Genomic DNA, 15,743 nt, shown 5'->3' with positions numbered 1-15,743 from the left:
TTGGTTTCCGGCGATCCAGATAAGTCCTTGTCCTCGGGCGTTGCGGCTACCGTTCCTCACGGGTCCGCGGGTCCCAGCCGTCGAGGACGTTCTCTATCGTGTACTCCGCGGCCACCGTCTCGCTGAGCTGGTGGCTCCAATCCGCGCGCTCGTCGGGCGTGTACCCCGGTCCGCTATTGTCGTACTCCGCGAAGTAGGCCGTCTTCGTCTTGTCACCGTGTTCCGGTTCGTCCCACGGCTCCCAGCCCCGCGGTCGGATGTGGTCGCCGAGTTCGCAGTCGATGTAGACGGTTCGCCCGTACGGCTCCCACGGTCGGCCGAGGTAGACGGACTCGCTCGGCGCGTCGCCGACCACGTCGCAGTCCCTGAACACGAACCCGTGCTCTACGTCGTCCGGCTGCGCGGGCGCCGCGATGAACCCTTCGTCCGTACAGCGAATCTCGCAGTCCTCGAAGAACGCCGTCGCGCGACCGAAGATGAAATCCACGTCGCCTTCGATGTAGCAGTCCTCGAAGTACTGGCGCGTCCTGCGCCCGAAGTTGTAGAGGGTGTCCTGATTGCCGAGGAAGCGGCAGTTCTCGAAGGCGACCCGGTCGGCGTCGATGCGGATCGCGACGGCCTGTGCGACGGGTTCGGCGGCGTTCTCGAACGTGATGTTCCTCGCGGTGAAGTCGTCTCCCCAGACGAAGAAACTCGACGAACCGCTCGTGCCGATCTCCTCGCCGTCTTCGCCGATCTTGTCGGCGTGATCGTCGTACGTAAGCACCGTCTCTTCGACGTTCTCACCGATGAACGTCACGTCGGTTCGGTCGGCGGGGAGTTCCAGTTTCTCCTTGTAGCGACCCTCCGTGATGTACACTCGCGTCTCTTCGGACGTGTCCGGTTGAACCGCGTCGATGGCGGCCTGGACCGTCTCGTAGTCGCCGCTACCGTCCTGTGCGACGACAATGTCGTAGTCGTCGCCGTTGGGACGGTCGGCCTTCTCTCCGCCTTCTTCGTCATCCCGGTCCCCGGCGGGCGGTTCCGTCGTCTCCGGTGACCCGTTCGTCGCGGGACTCGCCTCACCGTTGCCGCTAAAGCCGGCTACCGCGCCGAGCAATCCCGTGCCTCCGAGGGCGATCACTCGTCTGCGGAATACCTCCCATCCGCTCTCTCGAGCAGTGCTATCAACCATGGAACTGATCGCCACGCTATAGTTATTAAAACCCCACATATATCAATTATAAATAATACTGCGTCGGGTCTCAGCGGCTGCTGACGGATCGGGCGCCGACGTCCTCCCTTTCGTCAAACGCGTAGAACCGGCGAGACCGAAGCTTACAGCCGGTCGAGATCGTCGAGGATCCGGCGGAGTTCCTCGCGCTCCTCGTGGTCGATCTGTTCCTGTGGCGGGAGAACGGTGTCGTGCTCGAACACGCCTTGCATCTGCAGCGCGGCCTTCGTGCGGGCGCGGTACCGTCCTTCGGGTTCGCCGAAGACGTGATCCGTCAGCGGCAGCAGCTTCTTCCGAATCTCCCGGGCGCGCTCCATGTCGTCGTCGTGAACGGCGCGGAGCTTCTCGACGTGGAGATCGGGCACGAGGTTCGCGTAGCCGATGAGCCCGGTCTCGGCGCCGAGCTGGTAGGCGTGCATGAGGAACGTGTCGTTGCCCGTCATGATCGTACAGTCGTCCCGGAGGTGATCGACCGCACGGATCGTCCGGTCATAGCGGATGGGATCGAACGACGCCTCCTTGAATCCGATGACGTGTGGCAGCTTACAGATTTCGACGTGCGCGCTGATCGGCAGCCCCGCGCTGCCCCAGGTCGGGAACTGGAAGTTGAGCAGCGGCATGTCGACGGCCTCGGCGACGTACTCGAAGTGGTTGATCGCCTCCTGAGGGATCTGATGCGAGTAGACGTCGAGTGGAAGCAGCATGACGCCGTCCGCCCCGGCTTCTTTCGCCGTCTCGGCTAGCTTGGCCGCTTCGATGGAGCTCTCGCCGTAGACGCCGGCGAAGACGGGGGTATCGCCGGCCGCCTCGACGTGGGTCTCGACGACCCGGCGGTAGGTCTCCTCGTCTTGCATCTTCGTCTCGCCCGTGTGAGCGTTGGCGACGACGGCTTTGATGCCGTCGACCGAGACGAGATCGTCGACGTGACGACGGAGGTCGTCGGTGACTAGTTCGTAGTCGGGCGTCCACGGGTTCGCGGTCGCAGGAATGATGCCACCCGATATCTGTTCCTTGAGGTCGCGGAACTCGTCTTTCAACATGTTCCACTGGAAAAACACAATCATCCAGTAAAAGTGTTCGGTCCACAACGATCGCAGCGGGGAAGCGCATTCTCGTTCCCTCCTGCCGAACGAATGGCAGCCCGGATCCGTTTCTGGATTACGAACATATGGTTGTAAACCAAATGGCCGATACCGAGTACCCCGGTTCGGCTCTCGGCGTCTAGTCGGTGATTCCGCCGTCGAACCGGCGGATCCGGCTCGACGCGGCCACCACTCGTGAATTCGCGATACGGAAATACCGTCACTCGCGACGTTCGGCGGTCTGCGAGCCGGTCGAGCGGGCCGTAACGGCCCGAATCGAAACGAGAGCATCTCGCCCGACGGCCGATCAGCCGTGGGTCGACGCTGAACTGCCGGTCGTTTGTTCCCGACCAGAGAACAGGCTATGCGGTAGCGATAGGATAGATTGGCTGCTCGAGTCGTTTCGTCCGATCGTCCGGTACGGTCGGAGAAGCCACCGGCCGTCTCCGATACCCGGTCGAATCCCAGCGGTTGTTCCTCCACGGGGAACGAAATACGCTCTCGCTCGAACGTAGCACGAGACGACGGGTGCTGCGTCGATCGAGCGGAGTGAGTGCGAGGCGTAGGACTGCCCGATCACCGTCTCGAGCCGCGGCTGGTCCCGCAACGTCGAGCGATCCCGTTTTCCGACGAGGATACCCTCTCGATGTTTGATACTGCCGGACGCGAATGGCGCGAATAGCGCGAATGGTTCGCATATGGATCTCACCGCTGTGAGGGGGCACGCATTGCCCTCTCCGATCGATTCGGTACAGGAGCGACGGCTCTCCGGCAGCGTCCGACGACGCCGGAAGCGAGACGTCGTGCTCGTCGCCGAGATCAGCGACGATCTCCACGGGTTCGTGACGGCCGGCGCGAGCAGTTCCGCGATACGCGAATCCTTCGAGGGCCGTCCCAACGCAAGCTATATTGGTCGCGGCTCTGTCGTGTTCCCTATGGCGATTACGGACGTTCAGGCGATTCCGCTCGCATACTCGTTACCGGCGGGCCGAGGACTCGGCGACGCGCGGGGCTTCGGGACCGATCGCGGGACGACGCTGGTTCGCCTCGAGACCGACGACGGCACCGTCGGTTGGGGCGAGGCGTTCGCGCCGGGACCGATCGCGACGGCGACGATCGAGGAACTGTTCGCCGACGACGTCGTCGGGATGGACCCCTTCGAGGTCGAGTCGCTGGCCGAGCGGTCCTACACCGACCCGTACCACTTCGGCGGCGACGTGTTCGTCCAGAGCGCCGTCAGCGCGATCGACGTCGCCTGCTGGGACATCATCGGGAAGACCGTCGATCGCCCGGTCCATCGACTGCTCGGGGGGACCCGCTGCGAGCGACTGACGCCCTACGCCTCGACGATGTACTTCACCGAGGCGGATCGCCCGATCGGGGACCCGATCCGCGAGGCCGTCGACGAGGGCTTTACCGCCGCGAAGATCAAGATCGGCGCCGGCGTCGAGTCCGACGTCGAACGCGTGCGTACCGCCCGCGAGATTTTGGGCGACGACGCCGACCTGATGGTCGACATGAACGGCAACTATCGTCCCCACCAGGCGATCGAGTCGGCGCGGGCCATCGCGGAGTACGACGTGACCTGGATCGAGGAGCCGGTCCCGCCGGAGAACGCGTCGGGGTACCGCGAACTGCGCGAGACGGTCGACGTTCCGATCGCGGCGGGTGAGGCTCACTACGGGCGCTTCGAATTCAAGCGGTTGATCGATGACCGGTCGGTCGACATCGTCCAGCCGAACCTCGGCCGCTGCGGCGGGCTCTCGGAGGCGCGGCTGATCGCCGGCATGGCGTCGACCGAGAACGTCGCCGTCAGACCCCACATCTGGAACAGCGCCGTGGGGATGGCAGCCGCGGTGCAGTTCGCGGCTAGCGTGTCGGATTACCCGCACACGCGGAACGTCCCCGAGCCGATGCTGATCGAGTTCGACCGCAGCGAGAACCCGCTGCGCAGCGATCTGCTGGGGACGCCGTTCGATCCGTCCGGCGGAACCATCGACGTTCCGCAGGACCCGGGTCTCGGCATCGAGATCGACCGCGACGCGCTGGAACGGTATCGCGCCGACTGAGCGTCCGATCGGGAGGTAGTTTTATCCGACTGTCGGTCGATCTGATGGGTATGGATCGGGCGCTCGTCGTCATCGACGATACCGACACGCACAGAGACCTCCTCGCCGAGGCCGGCGAATTCGCGCGAAACGGCGACGCCGACCTCGTCGTCATGGCCTGGACGACCCCGGAGACGGCCGAGGAGAGTAACGACGCGATCCAGTGGGTCGAGGAGATGGAGGGGACCAGGTTCGAGGAAACCGACGCGACGACCGTGACGCGGCGGTTCGCCGAGGAGTTCGCCGCGGACGTGCTCGAAGACGGAGACGTCGACGTCTCTGTCGAACCGGTCATCACCGACGACGGCGACCTCGACGAGGCGATCCTCTCGACGGCGGATCGCCTGGCGTGCGATCACGTGTTCCTCGTCGGGCGAAAGCGGTCGCCGACCGGCAAGGCGATCTTCGGCGACGTCGCCCAGCGCGTCCTGCTGAACTTCGACGGGCCGGTGACGGTCACCGTGCAGTGAGTCCGGACCGGTAACCGGTATTTTGATGGTAATTCCGCGAGGCCTAGGCGTATGGAGGTACTAGTGACCGGTGCGTACGGCCGGTGTGGGACTGCGATCATCGATCACTTGCACGACGACGATCGGTACGAGTTTACCTACTACAATCGATCGGACCGGGACGAGGACGATCCCTACGGCGGCTACGAGACCGTCGTCGCCGACATCGCGGAGTACGAACCGCTCCGAGCGGCCTGTGAGGGGAAAGACGCCGTCGTCCACCTCGCCGCGTATCCGTACACGGACGGCGACTGGGGCGATATCTTCGAGCCGAACGTCCTCGGCATGTACAACGTCTTGGAGGCCGCCCGCGAGGCGGAGGTCGAGTCGATACTCTTCGGATCGACCAACCACGTGATGGGAATGTACGAACTCGAGAACGCGCCTGAGATCTACGAGCGGGACCACGACCTCGTCATCGACCACGCCGATCCCGTTCGCCCCGACTCCTACTACGGCGCGTCGAAGAGTTTCGGCGAGGACCTGGGGCGGTACTACGTCGAGGGCTGTGAGTATCCGAAGCGGTTCTACGCGCTCCGGATCTGCAGCGTCCGCAGCGAGGAGTACGACCACCCCTACGGCGACGCCGAAATCGGCGTCGCGGAGGGCGACTGGGAACGGGGCAGCCCCGAGTACGAGGAAGAGGTCGCGCGGATGAAGGCGACCTGGCAGTCCCGTCGGGATTTCGCTCACCAGGTCGACTGCTGTCTGCAGGACGACAGCGTCGAGTTCGATATCTTCAGCGGCGTGAGCGACAACCGACGCCGTTGGTTCGACCTGGAGCACGCTCGAGCCCGGATCGGCTACGATCCGCAGGACGACGGCGAGGAGTGGGATGCGCCGCCGGAGTGACGACGGTTCCGTGACGGTTTCGTTCGAACGATTTCGATTCGAGACGAGAGCGGTATCGATCGGTTCCTCCTCGAGAATCAGAACCGGATAGCGACCGCGGATCGGCGTGTTGCCGGTGTCCGGTCCTCTAGGTCGGGATGATTCGACGGCGCTCGCTCGCGTTCAGTAGTTCATGTAGACCGTCTTCGTCGACGTGAAGAAGTCGAGGCCGGCGTCGCCCTGTTCGCGGTAGGTGTCCGTCGAGGACTGCTTGTAGCCGCCGAAGGGAACGTGGAGTTCGAGGCCGGTCGTCTTCTCGTTGACCTTCGCGACGCCCGACTCGACGCGATCGGCGAACCGGTTGGCCTCGGTGAGATCCTGCGTGACGATGCTCGCCGAGAGGCCGTACTCGACGTCGTTCGCGACGGCGACCGCCTCCTCGAAGCTCTCGACTTTCAGCACCGCTAGGACGGGGCCGAAGACCTCCTCCGTGGCGATGCGCATGTCGCCTGTCACGTCCGAGAAGACGGCCGGCTCGACGTAGTAGCCATCGTCGTACTCGTCGCCGGTGAGCCGCTGCCCGCCGGTCTCGAGGGTCGCCCCCTCGTCGTCCGCGACGTCGACGTACTCCAGCGTCGACTCGAGTTCGCTACTTGTGACGTGGGGGCCCATGTCTGGGTTCTCCAGCCCGGGGCCGATCTCGATCGACTCGGCGTAGTCGGCGATCCCCGCGACGAACTCGTCGTAGACGTCCTCGTGGACGATCGCCCGGGAGCAGGCGGTACACGCCTGGCCGGTGACGCCGAACGCACCGGCGCCGACGATGTCGACCGCCTGGTCGACGTCGGCGCTGGGCATGACGACCGTCGGGTTCTTGCCGCCCATCTCGCACTGGACGCGTTTGAGGTCGTCGGCGGCGGCCTGCGCGACGGCGGTTCCGACCGCCGTGCTACCGGTAAAGGAGACGGCGTCGACGTCCTCGTGATCGGTGAGCGGCCGGCCGACCTCGCTGCCGGAGCCGGTGACGTAGTTGGCGACGCCGTCGGGCAGTCCCGCCTCGTCGAGGGCCTCGAACAGCTTCCAGGAGACGGTCGGCGCCGCGGACGCGGGTTTGAGCACCGCCGTGTTGCCGGCCGCCAGCGCGGGTGCGAGCTTCCAGGCCGGGATCGCGATCGGGTAGTTCCACGGCGTGATCAGCGAGACGGTTCCCAGCGGCTCGCGCTTGGTGTACAGCTCCGTGTCCGTCCCGCCGGGCGACTTGACGGTGCCGCCGAGGTCGCGGGCCTTCTCCCCGTAGTAGCGGAAGATATCGATCGCACGTTGGACCTCGCCGCCGGCCTCATCGAGCGTCTTCCCCTCCTCGCGGGTGAGCGTCTCTGTCAGTTCGTCCTTCCGTTCGTCGAGCAACTGCGCCGTCTCGGTGAGGATCGCTCCCCGCTCCGGCCCGGGCGTCGTCGCCCACTCGTCTTGCGTCGCAACCGCAGCATCGATCGCCGCTTCGGCATCCTCGCTCGTCGACGACTGGAACTCCCCGACGACGTCGCCCGTATTCGCGGGATTCAACACCTCGAACGTGTCTCCGGACCGCGATTCGACCCACTCTCCATCGACGTAGTTACGGTGTACTGTCGACATTCGAACTAGTGATTCCGCACTCCCCTATACGAATGTCAGCCTTCCGGCAATATTAACAGCGGCGCCGGCGACAGCGACGGCGATCGGTCCGTTCGTAACCCGAATTACTTTATAGATGTGTGGGAAACTGTCGTGGCAATGGATTCCACGCAGCGCACGAGCGACCCGGAGACCGTGTCTCGTACTCGAGGAACGCCGTTCGCCGCCTTGCGCGAGTCCGTCTTATTGAAACTCGCTGCAGTCGGGCTGCTCCAGATCACGCTCGGTGCGATCATCAACGAGGGTATCTGGGCGGCGATCGTCGCCGTCTGGGGCGCCGGCCTGGTGCTCGTTGGCCTGGGCCTCTACGGGTTCATCTGGTGGCGACGGAATTGACCGCGGACCCGGTTCGAACCGGTCGAACTGGAGCGGACCGACTCGATCGGATAGCCTCGGAGACGGCGGGCGCCGTCGACGCGATGCGGTCTCTCCTCAGCGCCGGGTGAGTTGCGACACGTTCCCCTCGCCTGGCCGCCGCTCCAGCGGGAGCCCCGACAGTTTTCTGATCGTCACCTCGCCCAGCACGTTGACTTCGCACCCTTCTTCGAGGTGGCCGCCGACCGTACGTTCGCCGTCGAACGCGGTCACGTGGAGGTGCGGCTCGCCGTCCGCGATGACGCCGGTGATGTCGGTGACCTCCCAAGCCCCTTCCAGTTCGAGGGCGACGTTTCGGTCGGCCTGGTCGTCGGGGAGATCGGTCCGATCGACGTAGTGGACGTGCAGATTGCTGAACGTGCCGATGCCGGTAACGACGGCGCCGGTGTCGATATCGTGGGTCTCGCAGGCCCGCTCGATCGACTCGAGGGCCATGTCGCCGCGATCGAGACGGGCGATCACGTGTCCGTCGTCGGATTCGAACGATTCCATCGTCCTCTCGTGGACCGGCCGGCGGAATAAAGCTTGACGCCGCGGCAGTTCCCGGTTCCGTTCGTGCGGGAATCCGTCTGTGCTCGATCTCCCGATCGGCCGATCAGTCGATCAGCCGATCAGGCTACCGTCCGCGTCCGTAAACCCGTACCGCTCGGCGAGGTCGATACGCTCGTTGGTGCGACCGGACTCGTAGGCGGCCATCGTGACGACGATCGTTCGGAACGCGTCCCGGACCGTGATCGGGGGCTCGGTTCCCTCGCGCACCGCCTCGGCGAACGCCTCGGCCTTGGTCTGCCGGCCCTGATAGTCGAGGTACGGGTCGCGTTCGGTCCCCTCGGCGTCGATCGTGTAGCCGGTGCGCTCGTCCCACTCGCGGCCCTCGAGGTAGACGGCGCCCTCGTCGTCCCAGATGTGGATGTGTTCGCGGGTGCACGCGACGATCCCCGTGTCCGAGACGTTAGCGACCGCGCCGTTCTCGAACTCGATGGTGATCGACGACTGTTTGTCGAATATCTGTTCGTCGTCGTGGAACTCTACGGTCGCGTCGACGCTGGTCGGAGTGAGGCCGGTCACCCAGAGGATCGCGTCGATGACGTGCGAGCCGACGTTCAGGAGGTGGCCGCCGCCGCTCAGTTCGGGGTCCATCCGCCAGTCGTCCATGGTCTCGTAGTACGAGCGCCAGTCGTGGGTGATCTCGCCGGTGATGAACGTCGGGTCGCTGTCTCCTTCCGCCAATCGCTCACGGGCCATGACGAACGCGGGGTTCAGGTGGCGCTGGTAGCCGAGCATCATCACCCGGTCGGTCGCCCGATCGCGCTGATAGAGATCGCGCGCGTCCTCGACGGAGGTCGCGAGCGGCTTCTCGCAGAGGACGTGGAGGTCGCGCTCGAGGGCGGCGACCGCCTGGTCGTAGTGGAGGCCGTTCGGCGTGGCGATCGCCGCCGCATCGAGGGCGGCCTCGTCGAGCATCGTCTCGTAGTCGGTGTACCGGCCCGCAGCCGCGACCCCGAGTTCGCGGCCCGCGTCGGCCAGGTTCGCCTCGTTGACGTCGGCCAGCGCGACCAGCTCGGCGTTCGGCACGGCGTCGAACTGTCGTCCGAGTCGGACGCCGAGGCTCCCGAGCCCGACGAGTCCGACGCGGAGATCGGCTTCGGATGAATCGACCATGTCGTAGTCACGCATACAGGCAATCTCCCTATAATTGTTTTGTTCAATCATCTCGCGACTGCGAACGACGCCAGATCGCTGCCGGAGCGGCGTCGAACCGCCGTTCCGGCTCGTCGTCGGGACCGCCGTTCAGGACCGTTCGATCGTCGCCTCGCTGTCGTCGTCGACCTCGACGGCCTCGGCCAGCGAGCCGTGGTTACCGGCGAGTGAGATCGTGTCCGTATCCGCGCCGCTCGCGCGAAGGAACGGCCCCTCCGCTTGCGGCGAACAACCGCGGACGCGGGTCGTCCCGACGTCCGTCAGCGAGACGACGGGCGCGGCCCGCGAGTCCGGAACCCGCAGTCCGTCGATCGTCACGTCGTCGGTCTCTTCGAACCGCATCGCCGGCCCGTCGCTCTCCGGGGTCCGGATCCGAACGTCGGTAAACGAGATGTCGGCGATCGACTTGCAGAACAGTCCGTGTCCCTGTTCGTAGTCGTACGCCATTGCCGGATCGAGGTCCGTCGCGTCGAGCGGCCTGGTCGCGTCGATCTGTACGTCGCGAAACGAGATCCCCTCGAAGTACCGCTCGGGGAGGCCGGCGAAGAAGCCGGCGGTCTCGACCTCGCGGGCGGTGATGTTCGTGAAGGAGACGTTCCGGACCATCGGCGTCCCCTCGTCGACCGGTTCGGGATCGCTGTCCAGCGGGGTGAAGTAGTAGCCGTTGATGACGAACGGGCAGGCGATCCGCCGCATGACGATGTTGTCGAACCGGAGGTCCTCGACGACGCCGCCGCGGTCGCGCTGGGTCTTGATCCGGACGCCGCGGTCGGTGTCGGTGAACGTGCAGTTGGTGACCGTCACGTCCCGGACGTCGCCGGACATCTCGCTGCCGATGACGACGCCGCCGTGGCCCGCCTCGACCGTGCAGTTGGTGACGGTGATCTGCGAGGCGGGTTCGCCGACCTCGCGGCCCTCTGCGTTCTTCCCGGACTTGATGCAGATCGCGTCGTCGCCCGCGTTGATGTAGGTGTCGCTGATCCGAACGTACCGCGAGGAGTCGATGTCGATCCCGTCGCCGTTGGGCGCGTCCGCCGGGTTCTCGACGTTGACGTCGTGGAGCGTGACGTTCTCCGAGTAGACGACGTGCGTGTTCCAGAACGGCGAGTTCCGCAGGGTCACGCCCGAAACGCTGACGTTCTCGGACTCGGCAATCTGGAACAGCGGCGGCCGGTGGGTGAAACTGCTGACGTCGTCTTGTTTATCGTTTCGCTCCTCGAACTCCGCCAGGCGCTCCCGCAGTCCGTCGGGGAGGTCCGACTCGGGCGCGTCGTAGAACTGCCACCAGTACGCGCCGTTGCCGTCGATCGTTCCGCGGCCGGTGATCGAGACGTTCTCGACTCCGTCGACGAGCAGGCAGGGGTGAAATCCGATCTGATCCCAGCCCTCCCAGCGGCTCTCGACCGTCGGGAACGCGTCGTAGTCGCCGACGAACCGGAGCGTCGCGCCCGCGTCCAAGTGGAGTGTCGTGTCGTCGCCGACCCGGAGCGGCGCGGTCACGTAGGTTCCGTTGGGGACGTACACCGTGCCGCCGGCCGCGGCGCACTCGTCGAGTGCCGCCTGGATCGCGTCGGTGTCGGGGTCCTCGGAGTCGCTGATTGCGCCGTACTCGCGGATGTCGAACCGGTCCGTGCCAGGTACTGCCATCGTCTGGATATTTCGGAGTACGGAAATAAACGTTGTGTCGCCGGCGACCCGTCGCCGAGTCGGCTGCGACGGATCGCGACTCTCGCTCACGATTTACGACGAGAGCACTTCCGATTTCTCGAGATTCCACGCACCGAGGTACTCGCGCTCGCGCTCGACCAGGTCGGTGAACAGGGCCGCAGCCGCCGCCCGATCGATCGTCACGAGCGGATCGTTCAGGAACGCCCGGAACGCCCGGTCGAGGTCGCCGTCGAAGCCGGCCTCGACGAGCGTCTTCTGGTTCGTCACGTGGGTCTCCACCATCGATCGGACCTCGTCCGGGAGCGAGCCGGCGGTCAGCGGCGAGACGTCATCGCCGGTGAGCAACGCGTTCGTCTCGACTACGGCACCTTCGGGGAGGTCGGCCATCTGTCCCTCGTTGGGGTAGTTCAGGTGCGTCTCGACGGGTTCGAGTCCCAGCAGCGCCCGCACGATGTCGACGAGTTCCTCGCCCGACTCGGAGAGTTCGAAGGCGTCCTCCCCCGAGAGGTACCGCTCGGTCTGACTCGGACCCTCGTCGGGGCGCCTGGCCGAACTCGGCGTGAACCGAATTCCCCACCGGTGGAGCTCCTCGGGGTCGTCGAGGTCGAGGTACCACGGGACGAACTCGACGAGGTGGCGGTCGCCGGCCGCGGGCAGCGCGCCGAACCGGTCGTAGAGATCGAACGCGACGCGGTAGTTGGTGACCCAGTAGGACGCGTCGGCCATCGCGCCCGGTTCGAAGTCGTTCAGGGGTTTCCGGGCCTCGAGTTCGTCGTCGAGGAACCGGTAGAGGTCGCGACCGCGCCAGCGCGCTTCGTCGATCCAGGTGAAGTGGTTAATCCCCTTGACATTCACGTGGATCTCCTCGCGATTGACGTCGTCGGCCTCCTCGAGGTGCCGCTCTGCGATTTCGGCGAACAGCTCCTGAAGCTGGAACACCTCGTGACAGAGCCCGATCGCCTTGATCTCGGGGAACTCCTCGTAGAGGGTCCGCGTACAGACGGTCATCGGGTTCGTGTAGTTGATCACCCACGCGTCGGGACACCGCTCGCGGACCGTCGCCGCGATCTCGCGGTACTGGGGGATCGCCCGCATCGCGCGCAGCGTGCCGCCCGGGCCGACGGTGTCGGCGACCGGCTGGTGGATGCCGTACCGCTTCGGGAGGTCGATGTCGTGGACGAAGGTCTCTTCCGGGGGATCCTGGATCGAGCAGACGACGAAGTCGGCGTCCGAAAGCGCGTCGTCCAGTTCGCGGACCGCCTCGAACGTCCAGTCGCCGTCGGCGTCCGCGCGATCGACGACCCGGTTTCCCAATTTCGCGTTTGCGGCCGCAGCCTCGTAATCGACGTCGTACAGCGCCACCGTCCCGGCGACGTCCTCACACTGGGCGAGGTCGTTGATGAGGGTGTGGGCCCAGCCCTGGCTCCCGCCTCCAACGTATCCGATCTTCATGCGGGGGGTCCCGTCGCTCGAACGACTGCCGAGTTGATGCATACGTACACCCGGACGGACCGCGTCAAAAGCGTTGGCGTTCGGACCGATCCTGCCGGATTCGGGCACCTACACGCCGCCCTCGGGCGATCGACGGTCGCCGACGGGCGTCGGAAGGCGCGTTCGATCGTCGTCGCGAAGCGCCGCCGCCAGGTGCAACAGCGCCAACGGGGTCGGATCCTCGAGGACGATCCGGCCCGCGTCGTCGACGAACGGGCCCTCGTCGGCCGTTCGCGCTTCGCTGAGGTTCGCGCCGACGCTGGCTGCGGCGTCGAGATAGGCGTCGCGATCCGTCGCGCGGTGGAGTTCCAACAGCCCGTACACCGCCCGGACGTCCGCGAGGTCCGGATCGGTCGCAAGGGCGGCTCCGTCGCCGCCAGGCGAACCGATGTCGCCCAGGCCGAGCCCCCGCGCGATGTCGCGAGCGGTCCGCCAACAGACGTCGTCGCCGGCGACCCGGAACGCCATCGCGTACGCCCACAGGAAGTCGGCGTCGGCCTCGATGGGCCCGATCACGCGCCCCTTGGGGCCGAAGTACCCCTCGCGGCGGACGACGAACCCCTCCAGGCTGAACCCGTCGGTCAGCATCGGCTCGAAGTCGTTGCGCTCCGGCCGGTAGGCCGCCTCGCGCCAGGCGCGCAACTCCTCGACCGCCCACGTCGCGAACGCCGCGCCCCGGTCGCCGAGCCGCGCGCCGAGTTCCAGCTGCCGGCGCTGGACGATCGGCCGCGGCCGGAACAGCGTCCCCTCGTAGATCCGATGGTCGCCGGGAATGTACGGCGCGAACTGGTACTGCGCCCGATCGCCGCGGATCTCCGGGCCATTACAGTAGCTCGGGTGCTGGCTGAACTGGTAGCCGCTGATGCCCGTCTCCCCGCGGGTCTCGACGTAGCGGCGGGCCAGGCGCCGGGCCCAGCGCAGCGGCTCGGCGTCGCCGGCGAGGTCGGCCAGGAGAGCCGCGGCGTAGTAGAGGTCGCTGCCGGTGTTGACGAAGGTCAGCCCGTCGCCCCAGAAGAAGACGTCGCCGCCCTCGTACGCGCGGTTCCAGGGGCCGTCGCTTGCTTCGTCGGCTCGATCGACGGGATCACGTCCGCCGAACGACCGGCCGTCGAAGTCGCCGTGGCGGTTGAAATCGAGGATCGACCAGTCGCAGACGTGGGCGCGCCAGAACGCCTCGACGAGCCGCCGCGTCGCCGCGGGGTCGACGTCCCAGAACAGGTCGTAGAACGGGTACTCGAACTTCAGTTCGTGCGGGCCGTCCTTGTTTGTCGCCGTCACGTCGGCGTCGAGGTCGTAGGCCACGTGGCCGCCCCAGTAGGGGAGCCCGCGGGCGCCCGTGAGGTGGTCGAACACCCACTCGACGACCCCGACGGCCGCACCCCGGTACCGCTCGTCGCCGGTGAGCCGACCGAGCGCGACGAGCGTCCGGAGAAATTCCTGCTGGACGGCGGTGTTCGACAGCCGTCGCCGTCGATCCGGCGCGACGTCGCGAGCGTCGTAGGCCACTGCCTCGCCGGCGACCGGGTCGATCGCATCGGCGAACAGCGGCGTCTCGGCGTCGCCGTACCGATCCCGGCCGGTAGCGAGAACCGCGTCGACGTGTCGGCGGACGGCATCGATCAGCGCCGCGGCCTGGTCCCTGGCCATCGTACGCCACCGGTCCACTGCCGGGCACTTGGACGTTCGGGTCGCGGTCCCTCGCCAGGCGAGCGGAGTCGGATTCGACTGGTTCCCCTTCACCGAACGATTACAGCCGTATGATCGTAATCACAGTGCGCCGGAGCGGTCGCCCGTCGGCGCGTTATCGCCGGAGTCGGCTCGACGCTGATACTGAAATCCCAGAACCTGGCGCTAACGAGGGCCAAAACGGCCGTGTTCGTTCCTTGGCGGTGTTCGCTAGAGGGGAACCTCGAAGCGATTCGAGTGTGGCACCTGCGGGATGATCGGGAATCGATTACGTCGTCTCGCGGGACGTACCGGTCGCGTGAACCGAACGGCGACCGAGCGTATGCGACGTGAATGGAGCGACTCGAGTGCGTCCCGGCGAGGGCCGTGAGAGTTCCCTTGTGGGGAACAAACTTATGTGGGATTACTATGGTATCATGTACTATGGCAAACGCCCCCAACGAACGCGCCGGTCGCGGCAACGAACGTAGCGGTCGTCGGATCCAGTCGGTCGAGATCGCCTTTACCGTCCTCGACGCCGTGCGAAAGAACGAACAGAGCAGCGTAACCGAACTGGCCGAGGAACTCGGCCACTCGAAGAGCACGATCCACAGCCACCTGCAGACCTTGGAGAGCCAGGGGGTCATCGTTCGCCACGGCGACGGCTACCGGCTGAGCCTCCAGGTTCTGGACATGGCGAACGACGTCCGCGACCAGGTCGGCAACTACGAGGTGATCGTCGACGAAGTCGACAAGCTGGCGGCCGAAACGGGTGAGATCGCCCAGTTCGGCCTCGAAGAACGCGGCCACGTCGCGTACCTCTACAAGGCGATGGGTAACCAGGCGGTCGAGACGGTGTCCCGCCCCGGCGGCAGCCAGCCCATGTACTCGACGTCCCTCGGAAAGGCTATCCTGGCGTTTCTCTCGCCCGACCGCCGCGAAGCGATCATCGGCGACATGTCGTTTACTCCGAAGACGCCGACGACGATCACGGACGCCGAGGCCCTCTCCGAGGAACTCGCCGCGATCGCCGACCGGGGCTACGCGATCGACGACGAGGAGAATATCGAGGGGCTCCGGTGCGTCGCCGCACCGGTCAAAAGCGCCAACACGGTGCTCGGCGCGGTCAGCGTCACCGGGCCGGTCAGTCGGATCACCGACGATTACCTGCACGGCGAACTCGCCGACAGCGTCCACCGGGCCGCGAACGTCATCGAACTCAACACCAAGTTCTCGTAGCGCGGACGCGAGCGTTGGGAACTGAAACCGATCGCTGCCGTTCGGTCCCGGCGTAAGCGGGCGGTATCGTCCAGTCAGCGCGGGGTTCGGTTGGCGATGGCATTTCCGGTGAATCGGTCGTTTCGCGCCGAACAGATCGTTACGAAAGTGCACATTCATCGAAGAAATACTTATCAGGAAGAGTATC

At 65.9% G+C, this 15,743-nt stretch carries 13 protein-coding genes; 5 read left to right on the top strand and 8 right to left on the bottom strand.

Annotated elements, in window-relative coordinates; translation table 11 throughout:
- Positions 1-46 precede the first annotated feature (46 nt).
- Positions 47-1,174 carry a pectinesterase family protein gene (locus tag BMY29_RS19255; RefSeq protein WP_049989956.1) on the bottom strand — a complete coding sequence of 376 codons (1,128 nt, stop codon included), beginning with the start codon at positions 1,172-1,174 and terminating at the stop codon, positions 47-49.
- A gap of 143 nt (positions 1,175-1,317) precedes the next feature.
- Positions 1,318-2,253, bottom strand: a complete 936-nt coding sequence (locus BMY29_RS19250) for a dihydrodipicolinate synthase family protein (RefSeq protein WP_049989990.1) — start codon at positions 2,251-2,253, stop codon at positions 1,318-1,320.
- Between the two features lie 977 nt (positions 2,254-3,230).
- Here BMY29_RS19250 and BMY29_RS19245 point away from each other — a divergent pair.
- Genes BMY29_RS19245 through BMY29_RS19235 form a run of 3 tightly spaced genes read left to right on the top strand, consistent with a single transcriptional unit; the run spans position 3,231 to position 5,764 of the window.
- A complete protein-coding gene (locus BMY29_RS19245) occupies positions 3,231-4,364 on the top strand; it encodes a mandelate racemase/muconate lactonizing enzyme family protein (protein ID WP_049989989.1) in 1,134 nt (377 codons plus the stop codon).
- A gap of 50 nt (positions 4,365-4,414) precedes the next feature.
- Complete coding sequence (locus BMY29_RS19240; RefSeq protein ID WP_049989955.1) at positions 4,415-4,873, top strand: universal stress protein; 459 nt, start codon at positions 4,415-4,417, stop codon at positions 4,871-4,873.
- A gap of 51 nt (positions 4,874-4,924) precedes the next feature.
- Positions 4,925-5,764: an NAD-dependent epimerase/dehydratase family protein gene (locus tag BMY29_RS19235; RefSeq protein WP_049989954.1), complete on the top strand. Its 840-nt coding sequence runs from the start codon at positions 4,925-4,927 to the stop codon at positions 5,762-5,764.
- 162 nt (positions 5,765-5,926) lie between these two features.
- Here BMY29_RS19235 and xacF read toward each other — a convergent pair whose 3' ends face one another.
- Positions 5,927-7,378 (bottom strand): 2,5-dioxovalerate dehydrogenase, encoded by a 1,452-nt coding sequence (xacF, locus tag BMY29_RS19230; RefSeq protein ID WP_049989953.1) that lies wholly within the window; start codon positions 7,376-7,378, stop codon positions 5,927-5,929.
- A 138-nt stretch (positions 7,379-7,516) separates the two neighbouring features.
- Between xacF and BMY29_RS19225 the strand changes: the two genes are divergently transcribed.
- Complete coding sequence (locus BMY29_RS19225; protein ID WP_049989952.1) at positions 7,517-7,753, top strand: hypothetical protein; 237 nt, start codon at positions 7,517-7,519, stop codon at positions 7,751-7,753.
- A gap of 96 nt (positions 7,754-7,849) precedes the next feature.
- On the opposite strand, the gene BMY29_RS19220 is transcribed toward BMY29_RS19225, so the two are convergent.
- The 5 genes from BMY29_RS19220 to BMY29_RS19200 all read right to left on the bottom strand — a co-directional run bounded on the left by BMY29_RS19220 (position 7,850) and on the right by BMY29_RS19200 (position 14,299).
- The gene (locus BMY29_RS19220) at positions 7,850-8,284 is read right to left on the bottom strand and encodes a PPC domain-containing DNA-binding protein (RefSeq protein WP_049989951.1); all 435 of its coding nucleotides are present in this window, start codon (positions 8,282-8,284) and stop codon (positions 7,850-7,852) included.
- A gap of 111 nt (positions 8,285-8,395) precedes the next feature.
- Positions 8,396-9,469, bottom strand: coding sequence for a Gfo/Idh/MocA family protein (locus tag BMY29_RS19215; RefSeq protein ID WP_081985448.1), 1,074 nt, complete (start codon positions 9,467-9,469; stop codon positions 8,396-8,398).
- A 114-nt stretch (positions 9,470-9,583) separates the two neighbouring features.
- Positions 9,584-11,140: a glycoside hydrolase family 28 protein gene (locus tag BMY29_RS19210; RefSeq protein WP_049989949.1), complete on the bottom strand. Its 1,557-nt coding sequence runs from the start codon at positions 11,138-11,140 to the stop codon at positions 9,584-9,586.
- A 93-nt stretch (positions 11,141-11,233) separates the two neighbouring features.
- A complete protein-coding gene (locus BMY29_RS19205) occupies positions 11,234-12,655 on the bottom strand; it encodes a family 4 glycosyl hydrolase (RefSeq protein WP_049989948.1) in 1,422 nt (473 codons plus the stop codon).
- A gap of 66 nt (positions 12,656-12,721) precedes the next feature.
- Positions 12,722-14,299: a pectate lyase gene (locus BMY29_RS19200; protein WP_049989947.1), complete on the bottom strand. Its 1,578-nt coding sequence runs from the start codon at positions 14,297-14,299 to the stop codon at positions 12,722-12,724.
- 462 nt (positions 14,300-14,761) lie between these two features.
- Here BMY29_RS19200 and BMY29_RS19195 point away from each other — a divergent pair, with 462 nt between their 5' ends.
- Positions 14,762-15,556: an IclR family transcriptional regulator gene (locus BMY29_RS19195; RefSeq protein WP_049989946.1), complete on the top strand. Its 795-nt coding sequence runs from the start codon at positions 14,762-14,764 to the stop codon at positions 15,554-15,556.
- Positions 15,557-15,743: the final 187 nt, after the last annotated feature.

It is taken from the genome of Natrinema salifodinae, from assembly GCF_900110455.1.
GTDB lineage: Archaea > Halobacteriota > Halobacteria > Halobacteriales > Natrialbaceae > Natrinema > Natrinema salifodinae.
This window is presented reverse-complemented; position numbering and strand designations above follow the sequence as displayed.